We start from the raw sequence: 26159 nt of genomic DNA, 5'->3' as shown, positions 1-26159 counted from the left end.
ATTGATTATCTTGGTTATAGACTGTGAGCGATAACACGCTCTTAGTCAAGACGTAACACAACCGGCTCCTGGTCGTGCTGGGCACCCACGCAAACGGGTGGCCCGTCCCCGGCCGGCAGTCGCAGGCAGGGGCGGGCCACCCGTCCGGGGCGCGCGGCGCGAGGGGTCAGAAGCCGCGGGCCAACCGGTAGTAGGCCTGGTTCCACCGGATCTCGTCGGCGAAGCGGCGAGGCTTCGTGTCCGCGTCGATGACGACGAGTTCGGTGCGGCTCATCTCGGCCAGGTCGTGCAACTCCTCCACGCCGACGGCCTGGGACAGCACGGTGTGGTGGGGAGCGCCCGCGGTGATCCACGCCTCGGCCGAGCCGGGCAGGTCGGGTTGCGGACGCCAGACGGCCCGCGCCACCGGCAGCCGGCGCAGCGGCTGGGGCGGCGTCACGACGTCGATCGTGTTGGCCACCAGCCGGAAACGCTCCCCCATGTCGGCAAGCCCCAGCACCACGGCCGGGCCGGGCGCGGCGTCGAAGACGAGACGGACCGGATCCTCCCGGCCGCCGATGCTCAGCGGGTGGATCTCCACATTGGGTACGCCGGACGCGATGGTCGGGCAGACCTCCAGCATGTGGGCGCCGAGCACCAGCTCCTCACCCGGGGTGAGGTCGTAGGTGTAGTCCTCCATGAACGACGTGCCGCCGTCCACGCCCACCGACATCGACTTGAGGGTGTGGACCAGGACGGAGGTCTTCCAGTCGCCCTCGCCGCCGAAGCCGTAGCCGTCGGCCATCAGCCGCTGCACGGCGATGCCGGGCAGCTGACGCAGACCGCCGAGGTCCTCGAAGTTCGTGGTGAAGGCCCGGAAACCGCCTGCGTCAAGGAAGGCGCGCATGCCGAGTTCCAGGCGGGCGGCGTACCGCAGGGAGTCGTGCCGCTCACCCCCGGAGACCAGCGCCGGAACGACACGGTAGGTGTCCTCGTACTCCTTCACGAGGTCGTCCACCTGCGCGTCGGTGACCTCGCCGACCACCTGGACCAGGTCGTTGACGCCGTAGGTGTTGACCGACACCCCGAAGCGCAACTCCGCCTCGACCTTGTCGCCCTCGGTCACCGCGACGTCGCGCATGTTGTCACCGAAGCGGGCCAGGCGCAGCGACCGCATCGCCGACCAGCCGAGCGCCGCGCGGGCCCACGCGCCGACCCGGGCGGCCACCCGCGGGTCGCTGACGTGCCCGGCGACGGTCTTGCGGGCCACACCGAGCCGGGTCTGGATGTACCCGAACTCGCGGTCGCCGTGCGCGGCCTGGTTCAGGTTCATGAAGTCCATGTCGATGTCGTTCCACGGCAACACGACGTTGGCCTGGGTGTGCAGGTGCAGCAGCGGCGTCTGCAGCGCGTCCAGACCGGCGATCCACATCTTCGCCGGAGAGAACGTGTGCATCCACGCGACGACCCCGATGGCGCCCTGGGCGGCGGCGTCCCGGCAGACCCGCAGGATCTCGCCGCTGTTGGTCAGGACGGGCTTCCAGACCACGCGGGCGGGAATCTGCGGCGAGTCGTCGAGCGCGGCCGCGATCTGGCGGGACTGCTCGGCCACCTGCCGGAGCGTCTCCTCGCCGTACATGCCTTGGCTGCCGGTGAGGAACCAGATCTCGGGTTCGGTGTGTGGTGCCATGGGGTTGCCTTCCGCGAGAGGGGCGGTCACTTGTAACGGATTCCGATGAGGCGCTGTAGGAGGATGAACGCGAAGAGCAGACCGCCAATCACGATCTTGGTCCACCAGGAGTTGAGGCTCCCGTCGAAGGTGATGAGGGTCTGGATCACGCCCAGGACCAGCACGCCGAGCACCGTGCCGAAGACGTATCCCGCGCCACCGGTGAGCACGGTGCCCCCGATCACGACGGCGGCGATGACGTCCAACTCCATCCCGACGGCGATCAGCGGCGCGCCGGAGAGCGTGTAGAAGGACAGCAGGATCCCGCCGATCGCGGAGCACAGGCCGCTGATCGTGTAGACCGCGATCCGGGTACGCCCCACCGGCAGGCCCATCAGCAGCGCCGACTGCGGGTTTCCGCCGATGGCGTACACGTTGCGCCCCAAGCGGGTGTAGGCCAGCGTGTACGCGGCGACGGCGACCACGACGAAGGCGATCAGCACGCTGATCGACACGAAGTTGCCCCGTGGGTCGCCGATCCGCTCCTGCGACATCCTGGTCCAGAACCCGTCGGTGATCGGGATGGACGAGCCGGAGATGAACGTGCACATGCCCCGGGCGAAGAACATCCCGGCGAGCGTCACGATGAACGGCTGGATCTCGAAGAAGTGGATGGCGCAGCCCATCAGCAGGCCGAGCGTCGGGCCGATGAGCAGGGCGATGACGAGCACCAGCGCAGCCGGCAGGCCCTCCTGGAGCAGCCAGGCCGACACCATCGCCGTCATGGCGACGACCGACCCGACCGACAGGTCGATACCGCCGGTGAGGATCACGAACGTCATCCCCACCGCGACGACGAGCAGGAAGCCGTTGTCGATGAAGACGTTGAAGATGACCTGCACGTTGGAGAACGCCGTGTACTGCGACACCCCGATGCCGTACATGACCAGGAGGAGGGCGAGCGTCGCCAGGACCGGTATCTGCCGCCTCGGCAGCCGGAACCGGGGACGACCAGTGGTGAGCGATCCAGTGGTCATGCCGGCACCTGCTCCTTCGGCTTGTCGGCGATGGGGCTGGGCGGCGGCGCGTTTCTTCTGCGGCGGCTGAACCGGGCTCGGAAGGCCGGCGCCTGGACGAGGCAGACGGCGATGACGACGACCGCCTTGAACAGCAGCGAGGTCTGCGGGGAGATGTTCATGGCGTACACCGTGGTGGTCAGGGTCTGGATGATCAGCGCGCCGAGGATCGTGCCGCTGAGGAAGAACCGGCCGCCCGCGAGGGATGTGCCGCCGATGACCACCGCGAGAATGGCGTCCAGCTCCACCCAGAGGCCGGCGGCGTTGCCGTCGGCGCTGGAGACGTTGGCCGTCATCATGAAGCCGGCGATCGCGGCACAGCCCGCGCTGAGCACGTACGCGAGGAAGATGACCCGGCCGGACCGGATGCCGGCGAGCCGACTCGCCACGGCGTTGCCGCCCACCGACTCGATGATCATGCCGAGCGCGGTGCGGCGGGTAAACGCGGCGACGAGCAGGGCCGCCGCCAGGGCGATGAAGATGGCCAGCGGCAGCGTCAGCACGTGCCCCAGGCCGATCGCCCGGTACGGCTCGGAGTTGATGGTGATGATCTGGCCCTCGGTGACCAGCTGGGCGAGGCCCCGACCGGCCACCATCAGGATCAGCGTGGCGATGATCGGCTGAATACCGATCACCGCCACCAGCACCCCGTTCCAGGCGCCGAGCACCAGCGAGACCCCCATCGCCATCGCGAGGGCGGTCAGCACCACGGTCAGGCTGTTCTGGTCGGGCTGCTTGCTGATGTACATGCAGGCGATCGCGCCACTGATCGCGCAGACCGAGCCGACCGACAGGTCGATGCCGCCGGTCGAGATGACCAGGGTCATGCCCAGCGCGACGAGGATCAGCGGTGCGCTCAGTCGCAGGATGTCGATCGGCGTGCCGTACAGGTGCCCGTCCTTGAGCTCGATGGACAGGAACCCGGGCCGGTAGATCGTGTTCGCGGCGAGCATGACGACCAGCACGGCGGCGGGCCAGAACAGCCGGTGACCGATCATCGCCCGGTAGCGGCCCATGGTGTCGTTCATCGGTCTGCCTCCTCCCGCTGGGATCCACTCGCGATGGTCTGCATGACGCGGTCGGCGTCGAGGCTCTCGTCGTTGGCGAGCTGCGCGACCATCTGCCGGTCCCGCATCACGGCCACCTTGTGGCTGAGGCGCAGCACCTCCTCCAGCTCGGCGGAGATGAACAGCACCGCCATGCCGCCGTCGGACAACTGCGTCACGAGCTTCTGGATCTCGGTCTTCGCGCCGATGTCGATGCCCCGGGTCGGCTCGTCGAGGATCAACAGTCGTGGCTCGGTGATCAGCCACCGGGCCAGGAGCACTTTCTGCTGGTTGCCGCCCGAGAGGTTGCGGACCGGCACCTCCGGGTCCGCCGGGCGGATGTTGAGAGCCTTGACGTACTTGTCGACCAGCTCGTCCTGGCGACGGCGCGGGATGGGCCGCAGCCAGCCCCGGGCGGCCTGCATGGCGAGGATGATGTTCTCGCGGACCGACAGGTCGGCGACGATGCCCTCCGCGCGGCGGTTCTCCGAGCAGAAGCCGACGCCGTGGTCGATGGCCTGTGCGGGGGTACGCAGGCTGCTCGACGTGCCGTCGACCGCGACCTGGCCACCGTCGGCCCGGTCGGCCCCGAACAGCAACCGCGCCACCTCGGTACGCCCGGAGCCCAGCAGGCCGGCCAGGCCCACCACCTCGCCGGCGTGGATGGTGAGGCTGAACGGCTCGACCGCGCCCGCCCTGCCGAAGTTCGACACCGCCACCATGGGGGTGCCCTCCTCCAGGGCGGCCAGGTCCCGTCGGGAGTGCTCCTCGATGCCCTCCAGGACGTCGAGCTCCTTGCCGATCATCTTTTCGACGAGGCTGAGCTGGGGCAGCTCGGTGGTCGGGTACTCGCCGACGAGCCCGCCGTTGCGCAGCACGGTGATGCGGTCGGCGATCTCGTAGACCTGGTCGAGGAAGTGGGTGACGAACAGGATCGCGATGCCCTCGTCGCGCAGTTGCCGCATGATGCGGAACAGTTGCGCCACCTCGCCCGCGTCGAGGCTGGACGTCGGCTCGTCCAGGATCAGCACCCGGGCCTTGATGTCGATGGCGCGGGCGATGGCGACCATCTGCTGGATCGCGAGGGAGTACGAGCCGAGCGGCGCGCTGACGTCGAGGTCGAGGTCGAGGCGGGTCAGCAGCGCGCGGGCGCGGCGGCGCACCTCACCCCAGCGGACGGCGCCGAGGAGCCGGGGCTCGCGTCCGATGAAGATGTTCTCCGCCACCGAGAGGTTGGTGCAGAGGTTGACCTCCTGGTAGACGGTGCTCACCCCGGCGGCCGTCGCCTGCATCGGCCCGCTGAAGGACACCGGCTCACCGTCGAGGGTGATCGCGCCCGCGTCGGTGTCGTAGACACCGGTCAGCACCTTGATCAGGGTGGACTTGCCGGCGCCGTTCTCGCCCATCAGGGCGTGCACCTCGCCGGGGAAGAGCCGGAAGTTGACGTCGTGGAGTGCGCGCACCCCGGGGAAGGACTTGCTGATCCCGGCCATCGTCACGACCGGACGGCTATCCGTCATCCCATCAGACCTCTTCTGGGGGTTGTCGACGCGGAAGGGCCGTCACGCTCCCGCCGATCCCGCCCGGGCCACCCTCGCGGGGTGGCTCGGGCGGGCGGGTCACGGGGTTGTCGCGGGCCATGCCCAGTCCGTTGGGGGTTGGGGGCGACGCGGCGGGGCCGCCACGCGAGCGCGGCGACCCCCCGGCGTCGATCAGTACTTGCGGTTGGGCAGGGCCTCCTTGGCCTGCTCCGTCGTGAAGGTGGTCTCCTCGGTCTCGATCCGAGGCGGCACCTCCTCGCCCGCGTGGACCTTCTTGGCCAGGTCCATCAGCTGCGGGCCGAGCAGCGGGCTGCACTCCGCGATGAAGTTGAACTTCCCGTCGGCGAGAGCCTGCATGCCGTCCTTCACCGCGTCGACCGTGATGATGGTGATGTCCTTGCCGGGCACCTTGCCGGCCGCGGTGATCGCCTCGAGCGCGCCCAGACCCATGTCGTCGTTGTGCGCGAACAGCACGTCGATCTTCGGGTTGGCCTTGAGGAACTGCTCCATGACCTGCTTGCCACCTGCCCGGGTGAAGTCCCCGGACTGCGACGCGATGACCTTCAGGTTGGGGTTGGCGGCGATCGCCTCGGCGAAGCCCTTCTTGCGGTCGTTGGCCGGGGCGGCGCCGGTCGTACCCTGCAACTCGACGATGTTCACCGGGCCCGAGGCGGCCTTCTTCTGCTCGACCAGCCACTCACCGGCGAGCCGGCCCTCCTTGACGAAGTCCGAGCCGAGGAACGTCTTGTACAGGGTCTTGTCGGCCGAGTCGACCGAGCGGTCGGTCAGGATGACCGGGATGCCGGCGTCCTTGGCCTCCTTGAGGACGGTGTCCCAACCCGACTCCACCACCGGCGAGAAGGCGATCACGTCGACCTTCTGCTGGATGTAGTTGCGGATCGCCTTGATCTGGTTTTCCTGCTTCTGCTGCGCGTCGTCGAACTTCAGCTCGATGCCCGCGGCGGCCGCCGCGTCCTTGATCGAGGTGGTGTTCGCGGTACGCCACCCGCTCTCCGCGCCGACCTGGGAGAAGCCCATGGTGATCTTGCCGTCGTCCGTGGACCCGCCGCCGGTGTCGCTGTTGCCGCAGGCCGCCACGCCGCCGACGAGTAGCACGCTGGCGAGGACCGCGACAGCGCGCCACGGAGCGGACTGCGTTCGCATCTTTCTCATCAGTTCTCCTTGGCTGGGTGTGGTGGTTGACCACGTCAACCGCCGAGGTGCCGAGGCGGCCTACGCGGGTGGTGCGTGCTGGTGCGTCGTGGTGCAGACCGGCGGGTTCCGGCTCCACTCTGGAGGGTCAGGAGCCCGCCGGTGCGACTGGTTGTTGACCGTAGACGTTCTGGTAGCGGTGATACAGGGCATCGATGTCAGCCTGTGCGATCGGGAGGGGCTGACCGAGCGCGCGGGCCAGGTGCGCGGTACGCGCGACGTCCTCACACATGACCGCGGCCTTGACCGCCGCGCGGGCGTCCCGGCCGATCGTGAAGACGCCGTGGTTGCGCATCAGCACCGCGGGCGAGCGGTGCCCGGCGAGGGTGGTGACGATGCCCTTGCCGATGTCGTCGCCGCCGATCAGCGCGAACGGACCCACCGGAATCTCCCCGCCGAACTCGTCGGCCTGCGCGGTGAGGTGGCAGGGGATGGCCTCGCCACGGGCCGCCCAGGCGGTGGCGTACGAGCTGTGGGTGTGCACCACCCCGCCCACCTCGGGCATGGCCCGGTAGACGTAGGCGTGGGCGGCGGTGTCGCTGGACGGGGCGAGGTCGCCCTCGACGAGGACGCCGTCGAGGTCGCAGACCACCATGGTGTCGGCCGTGAGATCGTCGTAGCCGATCCCGCTCGGCTTGATCACCATGAGGTCGCGCCCCGGGACGCGGGCGGAGATGTTGCCGGCCGTCCAGGCAACCAACTGGTACCGCGTGAGCTCGGAGTGCAGACGGGCGACCGTCTCGCGCAGCTCGTGGATCTGTCGGGTCACCTCGGCGGTCATGCGACGACCTCCAGCGTGGTCTCGGGCGTGCTGTCGAGGGTGGTCTCGGCCGGGGCCGCGACGGTGCCCACCGCCGCGTTGCGGATCGCCCGCAGGCGGAGCATGACGTCGTTGCCGCCACGGCCGAAGTGGTCGTGCAGCGCCCGGTACTCGGCGTAGAGGGCGTCGTAGGCGCGGGCCCGGTCGGGATCCGGGCGGTAGACGGCCTCGTGCACCCGACCCATCGCCTGCGATGCCTCGCGCACCGACGGGTACGCCCCGGCGGCGACGGCAGCGTGGATCGCCGACCCGAGTGCCGGGCCTTGCGCGGAGGCGATGATGTTCAGTGGCCGCCTCGTCACGTCGGCGTAGATCTGCATCAGCAGCTCGTTGGAGGTGAGACCGCCGGCGATCACCAGGTCGTTCACCGCCACCCCGGCCTCGACGAACGCCTCGATGATCATGCGGGTGCCGTAGGCGGTGGACTCCAGCAACGCCCGGTAGATGTCCTGCGGCCGGGTGGCCAGGGTCATCCCGACGACCATCCCGCTGAGGTCGTGGTTTACCAGCAGCGAGCGGTTGCCGTTCCACCAGTCCAGCGCGATCAGGCCGTGCGCGCCGACCGGTTGGCTGGCGGCCAGCTCGGTGAGGTGCTCGTGCGAGGCGAGGCCGGCCGGGGCGGCGTGCTCGACGAACCAGCCGAAGATGTCGCCGACACCGCTCTGCCCGGCCTCGTAACCCCATGCGCCGGGGCTGATGCCGCCGTCCACCACACCGCACATCCCGGCCACCTCGGCGAGCTGCGCGCCGTTGACCACGTGACAGGTCGAGGTGCCCATGATCGCGACGAGCCGACCGGGCTCCACGGCCTGCGCCGACGCCGCGGTGACGTGCGCGTCGACGTTGCCAGCGGCCACCGCGATCCCCTCCGGCAGGCCGGTCAGCGCGGCCGCGTCGGCGGTGAGCGTGCCGGCCCGGGCGCCGAGGGGCAGCAGCGGACCGTCCAGCTTGGCCACGAAGTCGCCGAAGTCGGGGTTGAGCGCGGTCAGGAAGCTCTCGGCGGGGTACTGGCCGTCCTGGAGGATGCCCTTGTAGCCGGCCGTGCAGACGTTGCGGGTCTCGGTGCCGCAGAGCTGCCAGACGATCCAGTCGGCGGCCTCGATGAAGCGTTCCGCCCGGCGGTAGACCTCGGGGTCCTCCTCCAGGATCTGCAGACCCTTGGCGAACTGCCACTCGGCGGAGATCTTGCCGCCGTACCGCCCGATCCATGGTTCGGCCCGCTCGTGGGCCAGCGCGTTGATCCGGTCGGCGTGTGGCTGCGCGGCGTGGTGCTTCCACAGCTTGACCCAGGAGTGTGGCCTGTCGCGCAGCTCGGGGTCCTCGCAGAGGGGCGTGCCGTCGGCGCTGGTCGGCAGCACGGTGCAGGCGGTGAAGTCGATGCCGATGCCGATCACCGCGGCCGGGTCCACCCCCGCGGCGGACACCGCCTCCGGGACGGCGTAGCGCAGCACGTCGCGGTAGTCCTGCGGGTTCTGCAGCGCCCAGTCCGGCGGGAGCGACCGGCCGCCGGGAAGCGCAGCGCTGATCACCCCGTCGCGGTACTCGTGGACTGCGGTCCCCAGCTCGGCACCATCACCGACCCGGACCACGAGAGCCCGCCCGGAGAGCGTGCCGTAGTCGACGCCGACGACGTAGCTTTCGGCAGCTCCGTCCACACGATTCATGTCCACCTCCGCTTTGACGGGGATAGTGTTAACGCTCACATCCAACCTCGTCAAGACATCTGGCCGCAACAGCTCCGTAACGGAACGCGGAGGCGCACCCGCTCGGGCGCGCCGATCGTCAGACCGGGGTGAAACGAACTATTCCGACCGCATCCCGAGAGGGTCCGGCGGGAGGCGTCGTCGGGAGGCTCGACCGAACTACCGGGCCTCCTCGGCAGGCAGCGGCGACATGACGGCCATCGCACCCGACCGCGCAGTGGAGCTTGCCCGCACCACGGCGTACCGACCGGCAACGATGGCAGCGATAACATCGTCGGACGACTCAGCACCGTGATCGAATCCCACGGACCGGTCGATGGGCGCCACCGCCCAGGCTCGGGCAGGCGGGTGAGCGAACAGCCGTCGCACCGAGTCCGACGACGACGCGGTGTTATCGATAACATTCGACGTTTCGCCGACGGCCCGGCCCCACCGGGGCCGGGCCGTCGTTCACCTCGCACTCGGACTGTCCGTCACCGCGCGTCGAGCGCGGGTCGGGTCACGCGCTCGGATTGCGGTTGTACAGCGCCCGGGCCCAGAAGAAGCACAGCACGGTGGCTGTCACGCACCAGGCGACCGCCTCGATCGCGTTGCTGCCGATACCGGTGCCGAAGAACAGGCCGCGGAGGGTCTCCATGACGGGGGTGAAGGGCTGATGGTCGGCAAACCACCGCACCGGGGTCGGCATCGAGTCGGTGGGGACGAAGCCGCTGCCGAGGAAGGGCAGCAGCACCAGCGGCATCGGCAGGTTGCTGGCCGTCTCGACGCTCCTGGTGACCAGGCCGAGGGCGACCGACAGCCAGGTGACCGCGATTGTGATCATGGCGAGGACGCCGATCACGGCGACCCACTCGATCGCGGTGGCGGTGGGCCGGAACCCGACGAGCAGCGCCACACCGATGACCGCCGCGAGGCCGAGCAACGTCTGGATCAGGCTGCCCAGGACGTGGGCGGTGAGGACCGACGGCCGGAAGATCGCCATGGTGCGGAACCGGGCGATGATGCCCTCGGTCATGTCCATGGCGACCGAGATGGCGGTGCCCTGCGCCGCACTCGCCACCGTGATGAGCAGGATGCCCGGTGTGACGTAGTTGGCGTACTCGGCGCGGCCACCCGAGGGCCCGAGGCCGGCGCCGAGGGTGCCGCCGAAGACGTAGACGAAGAGCAGCAGAAGGATGACGGGGATGCCGACGAGCATGAGCGTCAGCGACGGGTAGCGCCGCATGTGGAGCACGCTGCGCCGCAGCATCGTGCTGGAGTCGCGGACGGCGAGGGTGAGGGTGCTCATCGCGCCATGGCCCCTTCCTGGTCGGTCCTGCCGGTGAGGGTGAGGAAGACGTCGTCGAGATCGGGGGTGTGCACGGCGAGGCCGGCCACGCTGATCGACGCACGGTCGAGCTGGTCGAGCAGGGAGCGCAACGACCCGACGCCGCCGTCGCTCGGAACGTGCAGGGTGAGCGCCGCGTCGTCCCGGGTCGCCTCCGCGAACGTACGGGCCGCCGAGTCGAGCCCGTCCTGGTCGGCGAACTGCAGCACGACGTGCCCACCGGGGATGAGCCGTTTGAGCGCGTGCGGGGTGCCCTCGGCGATCAACCGGCCGTGGTCGAGGAACGCGACGCGGTCGGCGAGTTGGTCGGCCTCCTCCAGGTACTGCGTGGTGAGCAGGATGGTGACGCCACCGGCGACGAGGTCGCGGATGATCTGCCACATGGCGCGACGGCTACGCGGGTCGAGGCCGGTCGTCGGCTCGTCGAGGAAGATGACACGGGGGTCACCGACCAGGGTCATCGCCAGGTCGAGCCGTCGGCGCATGCCCCCCGAGTACGTCGCCACCGGCTTGTCCGCCGCCTCGACCAGGTCGAACTGGTCGAGCAGGTCAGCGATGCGCCGCCGGCCGGTTGCCCGGTCCAGGTGGCACAGGTCGGCCATGAGGCGCAGATTCTCCCGCCCGGTCAGCAGGTTGTCGACGGCGGAGAACTGACCGGTGACGCCGATCAACGCGCGGACCGCGTCCGGCTCCCGGGTCAGGTCGTGCCCCCCGATGCGGGCCTGACCCCCGTCGGCGCTGATCAGGGTGGACAGGATCTGCACGGTGGTGGTCTTGCCGGCCCCGTTGGGACCGAGCAACGCGAAGATGGTGCCTTCGGGGATCTTTAGGTCGATGCCGTCGAGCACCACCTTGTCGCCGTAGGACTTGCGCAGGCCGGTCGCGACGATCGCGTGCCGGGTGGGGAGGGTCATGTCTCCTCGATTCGTTGGCGGAGTCGTCGGCGGTCAGGCGCGGCGGATCATGATGTCGCCGTAGGACGTGTTCGCCCGGATCTCGACGGTGTCGTCGGTCTCCGCAGGCCCGTCGGTGGTGGACAGCGCGTTGTGGACCCGACCGTGGCGGGAGCCGACATCGAGCCAGGCGGCGGTCCCGCGCCGGACGCCGACCTCGATGGCCCCGAACGAGGTCTGTAGCTCCACCGACCCTCGGACGACCTCGCCCAGCCGAACGTTGCCGTACGCGGTGCGCGCCGTCACCGAGGCCGTCGACTCGTCGACGGTGATGTCGCCGTGGGCGGTGTTGATTCGGACGTCCCCGCCGCTCCGGCCGATCCAGCAGTCGCCGGAGGAGTTCTTGATCTCGGCGGTGCCGTCGACCTCGCCGAGGCGCACCTTGCCGGAGGAGGCCTTCACCCGGGCGGGGCCGGCGACGCGCGTCACGGTGACCTCACCGTGGCTGGTGTCGACGTCCAGCGGCCCGGTCTCGTCGAGTCGGATCGCGCCGCCGGTCTTGACGTGGCACTCGCCGAGCCGACCCTCACAGCGCAGGGCCGCCCACGACGCCTCGGCGTGCACCCGCGAACCGGTCGGCACCTCGATCAGGACGTCGACCGACGGGCCGGGGCCGAAGCCGTAGCGGCGCCAACTCTTCGGCACCCTGATCGTCAGCTGACCGGCGGCGTACTCGACGGTGGTCTGATTCGCGACGCTCACGTCGGCCTTGCTCGACGGGTCGCGGGGCCGCACCTGCACCACCGTGTCGGTGCGGTCGGACGCGGAGATCCACGCGTCCCCGACGGGCAGTTCGACCCGGACGGAAATGGGTTCTGGTGTGGCGAAAACAGGCATGGCGGTCTCCCGAAAGGACGCCAGCGGGCGTTGCCGCTGGTGAGTGGGGTGGGAAGGAAAGAGGACGGGGCGGGTCAGCGCGCCCAGCCGGTGAAGTGCTGACCGGAGCGCGGCTCCGGTCGGCGGGCGGGGCGACGGTCCGCGTCGCCTGCCCCGACGGCACCGGCGACCGCCCGCACCAGCCAGGCGTTGACCGACAGCCCGGCACGGCCGGCGGCCTCTTCGACGCTGGTCTTCAGGTGGTCGGGGAGGCGGAGGTTGATCCGCGAGGTGCCACCGTCGTCGCCGTCCGGCGGCAGCACCGGCGCCGGCAGCGCGGGCGGCTCGGTCTGCTCGGCCGCGCCACCCGTCGGCGGGTTGGCCGGTGTCACCACGAAGTCGGGTTCACGCCCGCGCAGTCGGACGTGCACCGACCCCGGGGCGAGTTCGCGGGTGATCTCGTCGGCCGCGTCGGACAGCGCCTCAAGCAACGCGAGGTGGGTCGCCGCCTCCAACTGGGTGAAGAGCCGCTCGGCCAGCACCCGGCCGTCCGGGTCGACCCCCTCGGCGGCGACGGCGAACTCGTTGCGCAGGTTCTCGACGTACGGCCTCAAATCCATGACGCCATCATGGCACCACTTTGGCTCAGGATGCAACACCTGCGGCTCACCGTGATGCCAGATCATCCATCCGGGTTGGTGTCGGCGGAGCGGCCCAACTCCCCGAACGCGCGTCTGACCAGCCGGTTCGCGACGTCCTGGGTCAGCCCGGTGGCCACCAGCAGATCGCTGACGGTCGTCCGGACCTGCGCCACCACCACGGCACCGGAGAAACCGACCCCCTCCCGATAGGCGTGGCCGGCCCGGCCGACCGCCCGCAGCGCCTGCTCCCGCGCCTGCCGGGGTTCGTGACCGACGGCGAACTGCCGCTGGAGCAGCCGGACCGCCTCAGCCAGGTCGGCGACCGCCTCCGGCATCGGTTTCGGTACGGGCTCACCGTCCTCGATCAGGCTCACCGCCCGGCGGATCAGCGTTCCGGTGTTGCGCATCGCCCGGTCGATCGGCTCGGCCGCCTGCGCGTACCGGGCCACCGGCCCGTGCCGCTCGCGCCAGTGGACCGGCGACAGGGTGCTGGCCTCCCGGGCGCCCTGGGTCGCCTCGATGAACGCCCGCAGCTCGTCCTTGTTCTGCCGCAGCTCCGTCAGGGCAGTCCGGGCAGGCCCGGCGTCGCCCTCGGCCAATGCGCCCGCGGTGGCGTCGAGTTGCGTGCTGAGCAGGTCCAACGCCGGCCGGGCGGCCCGGTTGAGCACCCGTAGCGGGTTCAGGGGCAGCAGCACGGCGGTGACCAGGAGCGCCACCCCTCCCCCGACGAGCGCGCCCACGAAGCGGGGGATCTCCAGATGGCCCACGGAGGGACTGAGCGTGGCGATGAGCACCGCCGTCGCGCCGGCCTGGAGCACCACCGCCGCGCTGGCGGTGAGGAACAACACGACGAGGATCGCCAGCGCGACGATCAGCGCGAGTTGCCACCACCCGGTGCCGATCACGGCCAGAAGCAGATCACCGACCGACACCCCCACAGTGACACCGATGATCAGCTCCACGGTGCGGCGCAGGCGTTGGCCGACCGACGCGGCGAGGGTCGAGACGGCCGAGATCGGCGCGAACACCGGCTGGGCGACGTGCAGGACCTCGTGCGCCAGCAGCCAGGCCAGCGCCGCGGCGAGCCCGGCCTGCAGGGCCAGAACACCGATGGCGTGTACCCGACGCAGACGGTCGCCCAGCGTCGCCACCGCTCGGTTCCGGAGCCGGACGACGGTCGCCGACGGGCCGGTGTGCGCGGTGTCGTCGGCGCGGGCGGCAGCACCCCCGCCCCTACCGCGCCGACCGGCAGCCACCATGACGGCGGCTACCCGGGACTGTCCGGCTCAACCCTGCGCAGCCGCGTGACGGGCGCGACGACCTCCGGCGGGAACGCGCTGGAATCCGCGCGGCGGGGCGGCGTCGACACGATTGGGTCCGCCCGAGCGGGGTAGACGCGGGTCTGCCACACCGGTGGCGGGGCCGTCCCCGGCAGGATCGCTGGCTGGGCTGCCGGGAGCCTCGGGGGGCGATGACGGATGGATCAGCACGGTTGAGCGCGCCCGACACCGCCGGCGACATCGTCGAACTGCGGGTGCACGGCGTCTCCGGCGCGAGCGCCGACCAGTTGCTGGGCCTGCGGCAGACAGCGCAGGTCGCCGGTGACCGCAGCGGGGGCTTCTTCCGGATTCGTCCATCAGGGCCGGCACCCGACGCCGTACGAGGCGTGACGCTGGAGGCGTACCGCTGGGGTGACCTGCCCACCGGGACCGTGGCCCGGACCCTCGGGCTGGTGTTCCTGCTGCCGTTCATGCTGGCCAACGTGGCGATCTGGATGCGCCCCGCGAACCCGGAGTCGGAGGCGGTGGTCAAGTCCCTGTGCCGGGTGCTGGCACTGACGCTCACCGTGCTGTACGTGCTGGCCGTCGCGGGCGTCGCCCTGGACCTGATCGCCTGGAAATGCCTGACGTCACCCCGCTGCCTGGCCGGGCGGAGCTGGCTGTCCTGGCTGAGCGGGCAGCGGACCGGGGTGCGGCTGGCCGCGCTCGCGCTGCTCCCGGCCGCCGCGATCGCCCTGGTCTGGCGGCTCAGCAACCGGCCCGGAAGGTCGTTCGAGGCGTTCCGGGCACCCGACGAGGAGCTGGGCGGGCATCGGCTCAGCGCGGTCGGCAAGTGGGACGCCGAACCGCTGGTGGGGCGACTCCGCTCCGTGCACGTCGCGGCGGCGTTCGCGACGGTGAGCCTCGTCCTGCTCGCCGCCCGCGTCACGAACGGCGCCTCAGCCGCCACGCTCGCGCTGATGGTCGTTACCGGCACGGTCCTGACCGCCTGTGTGGTCCTGCTGTGCACTCCCCCGCTGATCGACCGAGCCCCGACGAACCCACGGCTCGACACGATCACCCGCACACTGCGGACGACCAGCGTCATCCTGACCCTCCTGGTCGTGGCCCACGTGCTGACCAGCCCCGACTCGTGGCAGGAGGGGCACCACCTGCCCGGCTACGACGCGATGCTGGCCGGGGTGTGCATCACCGAGACGACACTGCTGGCCACTCTGGGCGTGGTCCTGCTCTGGCACCGGGACCGTCAGCGCGGCGGCAGTCCGCTGTTCGGGCTGGGAGCGGTGGCCATCATGGCCACCGCGACCAGCGCGGCGGTGGCGTACTCCGCCGAGCTGGTCTACCGGGTGGCGGACTTCCTGGACCGCGACGTGCCGACCGGGGAGGGCATCGCCGCCGGCCCGCCCGCGGCGTACACCTGGGCGATCTTCGGGTTTTTCCGCACCGTGCTGGTCACAGCCGTCGCCGCCGGTCTCATCGTCGTGTTCTCCCGCCCCGGCCGATACCGCGCTGCGGCGGCGATCGTCGCACGCGACTACCCGGACCCGCCGGAAGAGGCGCGGCCACGGCTGCGACAGGTACGCGACGCGATAGCCAAGGCTCGGTTCACCGAGAAGCTGATGCTGTTGGCCGTCGTCTTCGCCTGCCTCGCCGGCATCGGCTCGACCACCACCACCATCGGCCTGCTGGGGCTGACTCCCGGCGACGCCGTCGAGCAGACCTCGGGGGTGCCCGCCGACGTGATCACCTTCGCCATCGCGTTCGGCAGTTGGGCGATCGCGGCGATCATCCTCGCGCTGCTCCTCGGCGGGATCTTCGCGTACCGGACCCTTCCGTTTCGGCGGCACGTCGGCGTCATCTGGGACCTCGGCACGTTCTGGCCCCGAGCCGCCCACCCGTTCGCGCCGCCCTGCTACGCCGAACGCGCCGTGCCGGAGTTGACCCGACGAATCACCTACCTGGTCGAACGCGGCGACCGGGTGCTGCTCACCGGGCACAGCCACGGCTCGGTCCTGCTCGCCGCGACAGTGCTCCAGTTGCCACCACGGATCGGCGCCCGGGTCGCGCTGCTCACGCACGGGTCACCGCTGCGGCGGCTCTACGCGCGGCTGTTCCCCGCGTACGTCGACGACGAGGTGCTGCGCGAGATCGGCGGCCGGGTCGGCTGGCGGTGGGTCAACCTGTGGCGCGACACCGACGCGATCGGTGGTCGGATCTTCCCCGACCACCGATCAGCAGAGCACGACAGCGACCCGGCGGCCACCGTTGATCGCCGACAGCGGGACCCCATCGACGTGGTGACCCCGCCGGGCGACAGCGTCCCCCCGCCCATTCAGGGACACTGGCCCTGCGAATCCGACGAGGGGTTCACCGACGCGGTGCGGGAGTTGGCGCGCCGCCTCGGCGGGCCGCCGCCGTGACGAATGGATCAAGCGGCATTCGAGGTCCGGGCGCGCCAAGCGTCAAGGCGCGTGCCGGCGATGCGGGCGCCATCGGCGGGAACGAGCGAGCGCTCGTCCAAGGTGGTGCCGAAGTACCGCGCACCGGGGTCGGTCACCACCGAGCGGGGGTCCTTTCGGACAGTGAGCACGGACCGACCCAGTTCGTCGAGGCGGAACTGCTCCGGGCCGGCGATCTCGACGATGCCGCTCGTCGGCGCGCCGACCACGACCGCCGCCACCTCGGCCGCGACGTCGTCGGCCGCCATCGGCTGGATCAGCACCGGCGCCAGGCGTACGGTGTCGCCGTCCGTCGCGGCGTCGACGATGCCCTGGACGAACTCGAAGAACTGCGTGGCGTGCACCAGCGAGTACGGCACTCCAGACCCGGCGATGAGCCGCTCCTGGGCGACCTTCGCTCGCATGTACCCGCTGTTCGGAAGCCGGTCGCTGCCCACGATCGAGAGCGCCACGTAGTGCCGCACTCCGGCGGCTGTCGCGGCGGCGAGCAGGGTCCGGGTGGACGTCTCGAAGAACTCCAGCACGGCCGCGTCCTCGAACGACGGAGAGTTCGAGGTGTCGACGACGACTTCCGCACCGGCGAGCACGTCGGCCACCCCCTCGCCGGTCAGCGTGTTCACCCCGGTCTTCGGTGACGCCGCCACCGCCTCGTGGCCCTGCTCACCGAGAATTCGGACGAGCTTGGAGCCGATGAGGCCACTGCCACCGATGACGACGATCTTCATGATCGAACCACTTCCTGTCTTCCGCTATCGGTCAAGACGGCACGTAACGGGTCGTTTCCAGCCTACGTACCCGTGGATCCCGAGGCGGGGACATCAGGCGTCGTGATTGCCGCCGCCCGTCGCGCCTGGCTAACCTGCGGACAACTGGCAGCAGGAACCCCATCCGCATCTGGAGGTCGACGTGGCCGCGGTGTCCCACCCGGTGTTCGCCCGGGTCTACGAGCGGCTCAGCGTGGCCATGGACCGCGCCGGCCTCGACGAGTTCCGCCGCGACGTGGTCGCCGGCCTGTCCGGCCGGGTGATCGAGGTCGGCGCCGGCAACGGCCGCATGTTCGGCCACTACCCGCCGGCCGTGACCGAGGTGGTCGCGGTCGAGCCGGAACGACGGCTGCGGGCCGCCGCCGTGCGGGCGGCGGCGACCGCGCCGGTGCCGGTCACGGTCGTCGACGGCCTGGCCGAGGCGTTGCCCGCCGGGGACGGCGAGTTCGACGCGGCCGTGGCCGCGTTGGTGCTGTGCACCGTGCCCGATCAGGGCAACGCGCTCGCCGAGATCCACCGCGTGCTGCGCCCCGGCGGTCAGCTGCGCTTCTTCGAACACGTCGCCGCCGAGGACCCCGGTCGTCTGCGCCGGATCCAGCGGCTGGTCGACGCGACGGTGTGGCCGAAACTGTGCGGCGGCTGCCACACCGGCCGCGACACCACCGCCGCCATCACGGCCGGCGGATTCGTCATCGAGGAGCTGCGCCGCTTCCGGTTCCCGGCCACCAGTTCCAGCCCGTCCTCACCTTGCGTCCTCGGCCGGGCGATCAGACCGGAGCCGGGCCGGCGCTGAGGGCAGGCCAGCCAGCCAGGCGTCCAGGGCCGCCGGGCTCTGGAACAGCAGCACCGGTGGTGCGGTCGGATCGCTCTGCCAGGCCCGCATCCGCCGCCGCGCCCGGCCGAACGCGCCGACATGCCAGAGCAGGATCGAGTCCCGGGACAGCACGCTGCCCAGCGATTCCCGATTGCCGTTGCAGATCTCCTCGCGCGTCACGAGCCGGCGCAGGGTGCGACGCAGCAATCGCCAGAACGAGCACCACCGCGGGTAGTCCAGGCCCACCACCAGGTCGGCACGGGCCAGGGGTACGTCCCGCCAGCCGTGGTACGCCCCGTCGATGATCCACGTGTCCCGGCGGCAGATCTCCTCGATCCGGCTGCGCTGCTGCGCGACCGGCACCTCGACCCAGCCCGGCAGCCAGAGCTGGTCGTCCACCGGATACCACGGCAACCCGAGGCGTGCGGCCAACTGCTGCGACAGTGTGGTCTTGCCGGCGCCGTACACCCCGTAGACCAGGATGCGCCGTGGTGCGCTCATCGCGGCAGCGTACGCGCGAAAGTCGGTTGCCGCCCACGACGGGTTCGGCGAGAGTGCACCCCATGACGTACTGACGGACACCACCTGACGCACCGGGCCGCATGAGGCCGACCGGTGCCGTACTGCCGTCCGTCCCTTGCGTTCTCAGCGAGAAGTGAGCGTCGTTGTCTGAGCACCACTCCCCTGGGGACTCTGCTGCTGTCCAGCGGGCGTGGCCCGCAGGAGTGCGCCTGGGCGCTGGCCCGGTTGCTGCGCCGCCTAGAGGGTGAAGCCGCCCGGCGTGGCCTGTGGCGCATCCACGACGATTTGGTGCGGGGCGACCCGGTCCGCACCGAACGGTGACCGATGTTCCGTTCTCCGACGTCGACCGCCGTAGGGTGGTGGCATGGCTGAGCGATCCCTGACCCTGATGGCGGTGCACGCCCACCCCGACGACGAGGCGACGAGCACCGGCGGCGTCCTGGCCCGCTACGCGGCCGAGGGAATCTCGACGGTCCTCGTGACCTGCACCGACGGGCGGTGCGGTGACGGGCCCGGCGGGGTGAAGCCCGGCGACCCGGGTCACGACCCGGCAGCCGTCGTGGCGATGCGCCAGGCCGAGTTGGAGGCGAGCTGCGCGGCGTTGAAGGTCACCCATCTGGAGACCCTCGGCTATGGCGACTCGGGGATGATGGGCTGGCCGACCAACGACCAGCCCGGCTCGTTCTGGTCCACGCCGGTGGCGAAGGCGGCGGACCGGCTGGCCGAGCTGATCCGCCGGTACCGGCCGGACGTCATCGTCACCTACGACGAGAACGGCTTCTACGGCCACCCGGACCACATCCAGGCCCACCGCATCACGATGGCGGCCGTCGCGCAGACCGACGTTCCCGCGAAGGTGTACTGGACCACGGTGCCCCGCAGCGCGTTCGAGGACTTCGGCCGGATCATGAAGGAGCTGGGCATCGAGTGGGCCGACCCGGACCCGTCGTCGCCCGAGCCGGCCCTCGGCCTGCCCGACGACGAGATCACCACCTGGGTGGACACGAAGGCGTACGGCGACCAGAAGTTCGACGCGTTGGCGGCGCACGCCAGTCAGACCGAGAACATCTTCTTCCTGCAACTGGGCCGGGAGAAGTTCACCGAACTGATGGGCGTCGAGACGTTCGTCCGCGTGCGGGACACCACGAACGCGCCGGTGCCCGAGGACGACCTCTTCGCCGGCCTACGCTGACGTCGCCGCTCTTTGCCGGCCGGTCGGCGCTCTTTGCCGGCGTCATGGCCGCGGTCAGGCTTGCGCACCGGGGACCAGCGGATCCACGAGCCCCGGAAACGTCGTCACGACACGTCGGGTGCCGTTGTGCGGGTCGACGACGACCAACTCGGTATTGGTTGTCGTCGTGCGTTGCAGGACGACGCCCTCGGCCACCACGCCCAGAAACCACTCCGCGGTCTGCCCAGCGATAGTCGTCATCTCGATCCTGGTGGTGGCCGCACCGGTCGTCACGTCGACGCCCAGCAGCGCCTGTTGCAGGCCGGTCGAGGTGCCGGTGGAGCGTGGATCGGAGAGGTTGACCTGCGCCCAGATGGCCGTTGGGCTCCCACCGGCGTGCCACCCGAAGACTGGCACATCCGGCACCCTGCCCGACGGCGTCTGCCCGCCCAACGTCAGCGTTCGGGTCACGAGGGTGACGACATCCGTGAGCTTGATGGTCAGCTCCGACGACGCGGACGTGCCACCCAGCATCTGCCATTCGTAGACCGCAAGCTCTCTGCCGTCGATGAAGGCCACCTCCCAGGCGACGCCGGAGGTTCGCACACCGAGCGGTCGCACCTCGCCGTCCGGTAGGGCCATGGCCGCGTAGTCCCGGCTGTCCTCGTCCGGCTTGACCAGGAGCACCGACCGGGCGTCCGTGGACCACACGCTCAGCTCGTACCCGATCATGACCTCGTGCTCGGTTGTCCCCGAGAGGTCCCGTACCCGCCAGCGACCGTCCCGCTTGGTGGCCAGCCAGCGCCCGTCGGGCGACAGCGACAGGTTCAGCGGTCCGACGTTCGGGGGCGTACGCCCGATGCGGAACTGCTCACCCGACACGGTCACCAGGTAGATGTCGTGCTGCTCGAAGTTCTTGCCGGTCGGATCGAGGTCCCCCGGGTCGGTCTTGGGGTGATAGATCAGTGCCCCCGTCCCAACGCCCCGGTCGGTCGGCAGGTCCACCGCCGTCGCTGGGGGTTGTAGCTGCAGTGGCAACGTGGTGAGCACCTGCTCGACCACCGCACCGGCGGTGGACGCGGGCTCATCCCGCCGCGTGGCGACTCCCCACGCCACCACACCGGCCGCCACCAACACGACGATCACCGCGCCGACCGCGGCTGCCGGTCGCCCCCGCTCCGGCCGGGATCGCACCGGATCTTCTTTCCCTGTTGGAGATTGCACCGCACGGCCCCCGTTCCGGGCGCATGTGCGCCCAGCACAACTAAACGTGGGCGGCTCCGCCTATCAACCGGGCGGCACGATCCGTCATCGAAAAATGTCCCGGTCGTGATCAGGTCAGGGTGCGCCGAGCCACTGCCAACGTGCCGTGCGCTGCGTAGCCTGGTGCCATGATCTTCATTACCGCCAAGTTCCGGGTGCTGCCGGAGCACGCCGACCAGTGGCCCCAGATCGCCGCCTCGTTCACCGAGGCGACCCGCGCCGAGCCCGGCTGCCTGTGGTTCGACTGGTCCCGCAGCCTCGACGACCCGACCGAGTACGTCCTGGTCGAGGCGTTCCGTGACGACGAGGCCGGCGGCGCGCACGTGCAGTCGGCCCACTTCCGTGCGGCGCAGAAGGACCTGCCGCCGCACCTGGCCGAGACGCCGCGCATCGTCAACACCACCGTGCCGCAGCAGGACTGGTCGCTGCTCGGGGAGATGGCCGTTCCCGAGGGCCGCTGACCGCCCGTAGGTCTCGGGGGTGTTAGCGCTAACGAAGCCGATGGGTACGCGGGTTCCCGTCCGACGCGACGGGGCCCGCACGCGGCCGCTGCCGCGTGGCCCGGCCCGGGTTCGTCCCCGGGCCGGGCCACCGTGGTTCAGTGCCGCCCGCCGCCGCGACGGGGGTACGCCGAACCGACGCCCACGACGGGCGCCGGTTCAGCGTGCCGGCAGTCTCCCTTGGTGCAGTTCGCTCAGGTGGTCAGCTGGCGGCGCAGATGGGGGTCAGGCCCGTCGCGCTGCCGTTGCCCTGGAAACCGAACTCGGTCACCTGACCGGGAGCGAGCTGACCGTTGTAGCTCACGTTCGTGAACCGCACCGACCCGGAGCTGCCACTGGCCGTGGCCGACCACGTGTTCGTCACACTCGCGCCACTCGGCAGCGTCAGATTGACATTCCACCCGCGCGTGCCGGCCGAGCCAGCCGTCACCTTCACCGTCGCCACGAACCCGCCGGTCCACGAGTTCACCGACACCGACGCCGAACAGCCGACCTGACCGGGCGGAGGAGTCGTCGGGTTCGGCGGAGGGGTCGTCGGGATGGGCGTGCCGCTGTTGAGGGCGTTGAGCACGGCGTCGAACGCGGACTTCTTGTTGCCGTTGCAGTCGAACAGCAGCGCGTTGTCGGACCCGCGCCACGAGTCGCAGTCCCGCACTCCCCACACGGTGATGCCGGTGCAGCGCGAGACGGCCAGGCAGGCGCGGGTGACCGCGCCGTAGATGTTGGCCTGGTTGCCGCCGGTCATGACGTCCAGCTCGGTGATCTGCACGTCGACGCCGAGGTCGGCGAAGCGTTGCAGGTTGGCCTGGTAGTCCCCGGCCAGCGTGGTGCCCAGGTGGGACTGGAAACCGACGCAGTCGATCGGCACACCACGGGACTTGAAGTCCCGCACCATGTTGTAGATGCCGGTCGACTTCGCGTTGATCCCGTCGGTGTTGTAGTCGTTGTAGCAGAGCTTCGCGCCCGGGTCGGCCGCCCGCGCGGCCCGGAACGCCGCCTCGATCCAGTCGTTGCCGGTGCGCTGCAGGTTCGAGTCCCGCCGGCCGCCGCTGCCACCGTCGGCGAACGCCTCGTTCACCACGTCCCAGGCGTAGATCTTGCCCCGGAAGTGGGTGGCTACCTGGGTGACGTGGTTGATCGCGGCGTTCCGTAGTGCGCTGCCGGACATGCCCTGCGCCCAGCTCGGCTGCTGAGCGTGCCACAGCAGCGCATGGCCGCGCACGCTCATGCCGTTGGCCTGCGCGTGGCTGACCAGACGATCGCCGCCGGTGTAACTGAACCGCCCCTGCTGGGGCTCGGTGGCGTCCCACTTCATCTCGTTCTCGGCGACGACGCTGTTGAACTCGCGGTTGAGGACGTTGACGTACGTGCTGGTGGAAAGCTTGCCCGTCGCGACCGCGGCGCCGAAGTAACGGCCCTTCTCGGCCGCCGACGCGCGCAGGGTCGTCCCGGCGCTGGCGGTCGGGGCCAGGGACACCATCATGGCCGCGGTGAGTACGCCGGCGCCGGCGAGGGTCACCGTCGCCCGCAGGGCTCTCTTGAGTCTCATGTCGATTCCTTCTCGGTGGTTGCAGCGGTGGTGGCGCCCGAGGTTGCTTCCGCCGTCGGTTCCGGGGGTGGGCCGCCGTGACGTCCGAGCCGGTCATCCGGAGGCGCCCGACGGGCGCGCGGCGTCCGCCGCGCGTCGCCGGCGGCTGATGACAGGGTCCTGATGCGACGTCCGCATGCCCTGGGGGGACGTCCGATCACGAGGTTCGGTCAGCGGGCTCGCCCGGTGAGCCACAGATGCTGCTGTCCTCGACATCGACTGTGAGCGATAACATGCCGTACGTCAAGTCGCTGGTAGCCGCTGGCCGGCGACCGTTCACCCGCTACGGCCTTCACCCGGACCGCCCGACCCCGCTCCCGCCGTTGGGACGGCCCGTGGCGGACCCGAGCACGCGTCGAGCGTCCGACCCTGCCGACTGATCGGGAGAGCCCCCGAATCGGCGCCAAAGGTTGGCAGGCATCATGTCGGCGTGAACTCAACCCTGGCTGCTCTGCTCGGCTCCGCGATCACCGCCTTCGCATCGCTGTTCGTGGTCCTACTGCAGAGCCGGCTGAGGCGACGGCGCCGGGAGCGGGCTGACCTCCAGCGGGCCTACATCCTGATCCTGTCCGGCGCGCTGCGCCTCGCCCACAAGGCCGAGGCGCTGCGGCAGACCAGGTACTGGCGCTCCAGCCTGCCGGAGGCGGGCAACGAGTTGTTCGCGGGGCACAAGCCGCTGGGGCCGATGGTGCTGCACGACTGGCTGGCCCGGGACATGACCACTGTGGAGACGGCCTGGTCGCAGATCTGGACCCACGGCGACCAGGACGGCATCGCCCTGACCAACGGGCTCATGACCGCGTACAACGGGGTGATGGCCGCCGCCATGCAGTGCAGCGGCACGGAACCGTTCGAGCCGTCCGACGAGATGACGATCGCCAGCCGCCGCCTTGGCGAGGCACGCCGGCAGCTCGCCCTGCACGCCCGACAGGTCGCCAAGCTGGGGCCGCGGGACGTGGACCTGTTCACCGACCGCGAATACGGCCTCGCGGCGCGCTGACATCACGTCCCGCAGTGCCGCGGCTGGTCGGGGCGGTCGCGCGTGCGGGCTATCGAGAGCGGTCGCGCGTGCGGGCCTCGCGACGGCGGTCGCGCGGGCGGGCCCTTCGGCGGCGGCCGCGGCGTCAGTCGACGGCCGCCCCGAACCAGCGGCGCGTCTGGTCCAGCAGCTCCTGCTGATCATCACCCACCCATGCCACGTGGCCGTCCGGCCGCAGCAGCACGGCGGGCGCGTCCAACTCGTCGCTGACCTCGACGACGTGGTCGACCCGATCCGCCCACCCCGCAACCGAGAGCCGGCCGGTCTGGTCCAGCAACAGCCCCCGGCCGCCGTGCATCAGCTCGTAGAGCCGCCCCCTCTTCAGTCGTACATCCCGCAGGTGCCGGCCGAGCAGGTCATGCCCCGCGCCGAAGTCGTAGCGGACCCCGATCGCGGTGACCTTCTCGATCAGGTACCGGTTCACGTCCTCGAAGTCCATCAGCTCCGACAGCAGTCGACGCACCGCCCGAGCACCCGGCTCGGTCGACAGCAACTCCATCTGCGCGCGGGTGTTGTCCAGGACGTCGGCGGCGACCGGGTGCCGTTCGGCGTGGTAGCTGTCCAGCAGCCCCTCCGGCGCCCAGCCGTTGATCTCGGCGGCCAGTTTCCAGCCGAGGTTGAACGCGTCCTGGATGCCGAGGTTCAGGCCCTGCCCGCCGGTCGGCGGGTGGATGTGCGCCGCGTCGCCGGCCAGCAGCACCCGGCCCGTCCGGTACCGCTCGGCCAGCCGGGTACCGTCGCCGAAGCGGGACAGCCAGCGCGGCGAGTGCACGCCAAAATCGGTGCCGGCGACCGCCCGCAGCTGCCGCTTCACCTCATCCAGGGTCGGCGGGGCCGAACGGTCCACAGCCAACCCCTCAGCCGGTACGACAACGCGGTACACCCCTTCGCCGAAGGGCCCGACACCGAACCGGAGCTGGGTCTTGCGGACTTCGGCCACCACGGCGGCAACCGTCTCCGGCGGCACCCCCACCTCCATCTCACCGAGCAGTGTCTCGACCCTGCTGGGTTCACCGGGAAAGCCGACACCGAGCAGCTTGCGTACCGTGCTGCGGCCCCCGTCGCAGCCGACCAGGTAGCGCGAGCGCAACCGCGCGCCGTCGGCCAGCTCTACGGTCACCCCACGCTCGTCCTGGTCCAGCCCGACCAGCTCGCAGCCGCGCCGCACCTCGACGCCGAGTTCGATCGCGTGCTCGGCCAACAGGCGACCGGTGGTGGGCTGTGGGATGCCGAGGACGTACGGGTGGGCGGTGTCCAGCCCGCCCGGCGACGGCTTGGTGATGGCGGCGAAGAAACCACCGACCGGGTACTGCTGGCCGAGCGCGAGGAACCGCCCCAGCAGTCCGCGCTGGTCCAACACCTCGATGCTGCGCGCGTGCAGGCCGAGCGCGCGGACGTACCTGGTCGGTTCCGTGTCCCTCTCCAGCACGAGCGTGTGCACGCCGTGCAGCCGCAACTCGCTCGCCAGCATCAGGCCGGTCGGTCCCCCGCCGGCAATGATCACGTCAATCATGAAAGCCCCCATTCGCCACGGATGTCGCCACGCCAGCGGTGCAGCGCGATCCGCACCCGCGGACCTCTCGTTTGCGCAGGCTCTGGCCTCGGCTGGGAGATTCTGCGGCACGACCCGGGTCTTGCGGCAAGACCCCCGGTGCGGTATATGTTGAGAGTGGCAGGGAGTGCGCCTCTTGCCTTCTGCGTCCGGATTTGGCCACGCGCCCCCGGCCGCCTCCCGCCCTTCCCATCGCTACGGCGTCAGCATCGTCGGCGGCCGACAGGCCCACGCGCTGACACCGCCGGGCCGGCGGACCCACGCAGTGGCACCACCGAAGGGTGACGGACCCAAGCAGTGGCATGGCCGAAGGGTGCCGGACCCGAGCAGCGACACCGCTGACGCGGCGCCGGCTGCGGCACGGCGCCAAAGGCGGCACGGTGCCAAAGGCGGCACGGTGCCCGCGCGGCAACTGACGCGGCAC

The 26159-nt window shown here is 70.6% G+C and carries 22 protein-coding genes and 1 pseudogene; 6 read left to right on the top strand and 17 right to left on the bottom strand.

Features of this window, described 5'->3' with window-relative positions; all coding sequences use genetic code 11:
• Positions 1-166 precede the first annotated feature (166 nt).
• The 12 genes from araA to ABZ808_RS14585 all read right to left on the bottom strand — a co-directional run bounded on the left by araA (position 167) and on the right by ABZ808_RS14585 (position 14042).
• Positions 167-1669: an L-arabinose isomerase gene (gene araA / locus ABZ808_RS14640; protein ID WP_357005673.1), complete on the bottom strand. Its 1503-nt coding sequence runs from the start codon at positions 1667-1669 to the stop codon at positions 167-169.
• A gap of 26 nt (positions 1670-1695) precedes the next feature.
• Complete coding sequence (yjfF, locus tag ABZ808_RS14635) at positions 1696-2685, bottom strand: galactofuranose ABC transporter, permease protein YjfF (RefSeq protein WP_357005669.1); 990 nt, start codon at positions 2683-2685, stop codon at positions 1696-1698.
• Positions 2682-3752, bottom strand: coding sequence for an ABC transporter permease (locus ABZ808_RS14630; RefSeq protein ID WP_357005666.1), 1071 nt, complete (start codon positions 3750-3752; stop codon positions 2682-2684). Before ABZ808_RS14630 ends, yjfF begins: the two co-directional genes overlap by 4 nt.
• Positions 3749-5290: a sugar ABC transporter ATP-binding protein gene (locus ABZ808_RS14625; protein ID WP_357005663.1), complete on the bottom strand. Its 1542-nt coding sequence runs from the start codon at positions 5288-5290 to the stop codon at positions 3749-3751. Before ABZ808_RS14625 ends, ABZ808_RS14630 begins: the two co-directional genes overlap by 4 nt.
• A gap of 192 nt (positions 5291-5482) precedes the next feature.
• Entirely contained in the window at positions 5483-6475 is a 993-nt protein-coding gene (locus ABZ808_RS14620) for an ABC transporter substrate-binding protein (RefSeq protein WP_357006775.1), read from the bottom strand.
• A 136-nt stretch (positions 6476-6611) separates the two neighbouring features.
• Positions 6612-7304, bottom strand: a complete 693-nt coding sequence (locus tag ABZ808_RS14615) for an L-ribulose-5-phosphate 4-epimerase (protein WP_357005660.1) — start codon at positions 7302-7304, stop codon at positions 6612-6614.
• Complete coding sequence (araB, locus tag ABZ808_RS14610; RefSeq protein ID WP_357005657.1) at positions 7301-9007, bottom strand: ribulokinase; 1707 nt, start codon at positions 9005-9007, stop codon at positions 7301-7303. Before araB ends, ABZ808_RS14615 begins: the two co-directional genes overlap by 4 nt.
• Before the next feature lie 538 nt (positions 9008-9545).
• Positions 9546-10334: an ABC transporter permease gene (locus ABZ808_RS14605; protein WP_357005654.1), complete on the bottom strand. Its 789-nt coding sequence runs from the start codon at positions 10332-10334 to the stop codon at positions 9546-9548.
• Positions 10331-11287: an ATP-binding cassette domain-containing protein gene (locus tag ABZ808_RS14600; RefSeq protein ID WP_357005651.1), complete on the bottom strand. Its 957-nt coding sequence runs from the start codon at positions 11285-11287 to the stop codon at positions 10331-10333. The genes ABZ808_RS14605 and ABZ808_RS14600 overlap by 4 nt, the downstream gene beginning before the upstream one ends.
• Positions 11288-11320: 33 nt before the next feature.
• Positions 11321-12163, bottom strand: coding sequence for a DUF4097 family beta strand repeat-containing protein (locus ABZ808_RS14595; RefSeq protein WP_357005648.1), 843 nt, complete (start codon positions 12161-12163; stop codon positions 11321-11323).
• 74 nt (positions 12164-12237) lie between these two features.
• Positions 12238-12762: a hypothetical protein gene (locus ABZ808_RS14590; RefSeq protein WP_357005645.1), complete on the bottom strand. Its 525-nt coding sequence runs from the start codon at positions 12760-12762 to the stop codon at positions 12238-12240.
• 62 nt (positions 12763-12824) lie between these two features.
• Entirely contained in the window at positions 12825-14042 is a 1218-nt protein-coding gene (locus tag ABZ808_RS14585) for an FUSC family protein (RefSeq protein ID WP_357005642.1), read from the bottom strand.
• A 233-nt stretch (positions 14043-14275) separates the two neighbouring features.
• Here ABZ808_RS14585 and ABZ808_RS14580 point away from each other — a divergent pair, with 233 nt between their 5' ends.
• Positions 14276-16483, top strand: a complete 2208-nt coding sequence (locus tag ABZ808_RS14580; protein ID WP_357005639.1) for a hypothetical protein — start codon at positions 14276-14278, stop codon at positions 16481-16483.
• 8 nt (positions 16484-16491) lie between these two features.
• Here the strand turns inward: ABZ808_RS14580 and ABZ808_RS14575 are convergent, their stop codons facing one another.
• Complete coding sequence (locus tag ABZ808_RS14575) at positions 16492-17247, bottom strand: SDR family oxidoreductase (protein ID WP_357005636.1); 756 nt, start codon at positions 17245-17247, stop codon at positions 16492-16494.
• Positions 17248-17428: 181 nt separating this feature from the next.
• Here ABZ808_RS14575 and ABZ808_RS14570 point away from each other — a divergent pair, with 181 nt between their 5' ends.
• The gene (locus tag ABZ808_RS14570) at positions 17429-18079 is read left to right on the top strand and encodes a methyltransferase domain-containing protein (RefSeq protein ID WP_357005633.1); all 651 of its coding nucleotides are present in this window, start codon (positions 17429-17431) and stop codon (positions 18077-18079) included.
• On the opposite strand, the gene ABZ808_RS14565 is transcribed toward ABZ808_RS14570, so the two are convergent.
• The gene (locus tag ABZ808_RS14565; protein WP_357005630.1) at positions 18029-18601 is read right to left on the bottom strand and encodes an adenylate kinase; all 573 of its coding nucleotides are present in this window, start codon (positions 18599-18601) and stop codon (positions 18029-18031) included. The genes ABZ808_RS14570 and ABZ808_RS14565 overlap by 51 nt on opposite strands.
• A gap of 183 nt (positions 18602-18784) precedes the next feature.
• Between ABZ808_RS14565 and ABZ808_RS14560 the strand changes: the two are divergent.
• Positions 18785-18880, top strand: a pseudogene (locus ABZ808_RS14560) (peptide chain release factor-like protein); the annotation flags it as partial.
• Between the two features lie 106 nt (positions 18881-18986).
• Positions 18987-19814 carry a PIG-L family deacetylase gene (locus ABZ808_RS14555; RefSeq protein WP_357005627.1) on the top strand — a complete coding sequence of 276 codons (828 nt, stop codon included), beginning with the start codon at positions 18987-18989 and terminating at the stop codon, positions 19812-19814.
• A 54-nt stretch (positions 19815-19868) separates the two neighbouring features.
• Here ABZ808_RS14555 and ABZ808_RS14550 read toward each other — a convergent pair whose 3' ends face one another.
• A complete protein-coding gene (locus tag ABZ808_RS14550) occupies positions 19869-20987 on the bottom strand; it encodes a hypothetical protein (protein ID WP_357005624.1) in 1119 nt (372 codons plus the stop codon).
• Positions 20988-21184: 197 nt separating this feature from the next.
• On the opposite strand from ABZ808_RS14550, the gene ABZ808_RS14545 reads away from it, so the two are divergent.
• Entirely contained in the window at positions 21185-21517 is a 333-nt protein-coding gene (locus ABZ808_RS14545; protein ID WP_357005622.1) for a putative quinol monooxygenase, read from the top strand.
• Between the two features lie 241 nt (positions 21518-21758).
• On the opposite strand, the gene ABZ808_RS14540 is transcribed toward ABZ808_RS14545, so the two are convergent.
• Complete coding sequence (locus ABZ808_RS14540) at positions 21759-23105, bottom strand: endo-1,4-beta-xylanase (protein ID WP_357005619.1); 1347 nt, start codon at positions 23103-23105, stop codon at positions 21759-21761.
• Positions 23106-23574: 469 nt separating this feature from the next.
• Here ABZ808_RS14540 and ABZ808_RS14535 point away from each other — a divergent pair, with 469 nt between their 5' ends.
• Positions 23575-24144 carry a hypothetical protein gene (locus ABZ808_RS14535; protein ID WP_357005615.1) on the top strand — a complete coding sequence of 190 codons (570 nt, stop codon included), beginning with the start codon at positions 23575-23577 and terminating at the stop codon, positions 24142-24144.
• Positions 24145-24268: 124 nt separating this feature from the next.
• Here ABZ808_RS14535 and rox read toward each other — a convergent pair whose 3' ends face one another.
• The gene (gene rox, locus ABZ808_RS14530; protein ID WP_357005611.1) at positions 24269-25696 is read right to left on the bottom strand and encodes a rifampin monooxygenase; all 1428 of its coding nucleotides are present in this window, start codon (positions 25694-25696) and stop codon (positions 24269-24271) included.
• Positions 25697-26159: the final 463 nt, after the last annotated feature.

This window comes from Micromonospora sp. NPDC047527 (genome assembly GCF_040643015.1).
In the GTDB taxonomy this organism is placed as follows: Bacteria; Actinomycetota; Actinomycetes; order Mycobacteriales; family Micromonosporaceae; genus Micromonospora.
This window is presented reverse-complemented; position numbering and strand designations above follow the sequence as displayed.

What these genes read in the sequence shown, in the direction of transcription:
- ABZ808_RS14540 (WP_357005619.1), bottom strand. Translation starts at nt 23,105, where the DNA reads ATGAGACTCAAGAGAGCCCTGCGGGCGACGGTGACCCTCGCCGGCGCC.
- araB (WP_357005657.1), bottom strand. Translation starts at nt 9,007, where the DNA reads ATGAATCGTGTGGACGGAGCTGCCGAAAGCTACGTCGTCGGCGTCGAC.
- ABZ808_RS14545 (WP_357005622.1), top strand. Translation starts at nt 21,185, where the DNA reads ATGATCTTCATTACCGCCAAGTTCCGGGTGCTGCCGGAGCACGCCGAC.
- ABZ808_RS14585 (WP_357005642.1), bottom strand. Translation starts at nt 14,042, where the DNA reads ATGGTGGCTGCCGGTCGGCGCGGTAGGGGCGGGGGTGCTGCCGCCCGC.
- ABZ808_RS14630 (WP_357005666.1), bottom strand. Translation starts at nt 3,752, where the DNA reads ATGAACGACACCATGGGCCGCTACCGGGCGATGATCGGTCACCGGCTG.
- ABZ808_RS14565 (WP_357005630.1), bottom strand. Translation starts at nt 18,601, where the DNA reads ATGAGCGCACCACGGCGCATCCTGGTCTACGGGGTGTACGGCGCCGGC.
- ABZ808_RS14605 (WP_357005654.1), bottom strand. Translation starts at nt 10,334, where the DNA reads ATGAGCACCCTCACCCTCGCCGTCCGCGACTCCAGCACGATGCTGCGG.
- araA (WP_357005673.1), bottom strand. Translation starts at nt 1,669, where the DNA reads ATGGCACCACACACCGAACCCGAGATCTGGTTCCTCACCGGCAGCCAA.
- rox (WP_357005611.1), bottom strand. Translation starts at nt 25,696, where the DNA reads ATGATTGACGTGATCATTGCCGGCGGGGGACCGACCGGCCTGATGCTG.
- yjfF (WP_357005669.1), bottom strand. Translation starts at nt 2,685, where the DNA reads ATGACCACTGGATCGCTCACCACTGGTCGTCCCCGGTTCCGGCTGCCG.
- ABZ808_RS14625 (WP_357005663.1), bottom strand. Translation starts at nt 5,290, where the DNA reads ATGACGGATAGCCGTCCGGTCGTGACGATGGCCGGGATCAGCAAGTCC.
- ABZ808_RS14595 (WP_357005648.1), bottom strand. Translation starts at nt 12,163, where the DNA reads ATGCCTGTTTTCGCCACACCAGAACCCATTTCCGTCCGGGTCGAACTG.
- ABZ808_RS14590 (WP_357005645.1), bottom strand. Translation starts at nt 12,762, where the DNA reads ATGGATTTGAGGCCGTACGTCGAGAACCTGCGCAACGAGTTCGCCGTC.
- ABZ808_RS14555 (WP_357005627.1), top strand. Translation starts at nt 18,987, where the DNA reads ATGGCTGAGCGATCCCTGACCCTGATGGCGGTGCACGCCCACCCCGAC.
- ABZ808_RS14620 (WP_357006775.1), bottom strand. Translation starts at nt 6,475, where the DNA reads ATGCGAACGCAGTCCGCTCCGTGGCGCGCTGTCGCGGTCCTCGCCAGC.
- ABZ808_RS14575 (WP_357005636.1), bottom strand. Translation starts at nt 17,247, where the DNA reads ATGAAGATCGTCGTCATCGGTGGCAGTGGCCTCATCGGCTCCAAGCTC.
- ABZ808_RS14615 (WP_357005660.1), bottom strand. Translation starts at nt 7,304, where the DNA reads ATGACCGCCGAGGTGACCCGACAGATCCACGAGCTGCGCGAGACGGTC.
- ABZ808_RS14600 (WP_357005651.1), bottom strand. Translation starts at nt 11,287, where the DNA reads ATGACCCTCCCCACCCGGCACGCGATCGTCGCGACCGGCCTGCGCAAG.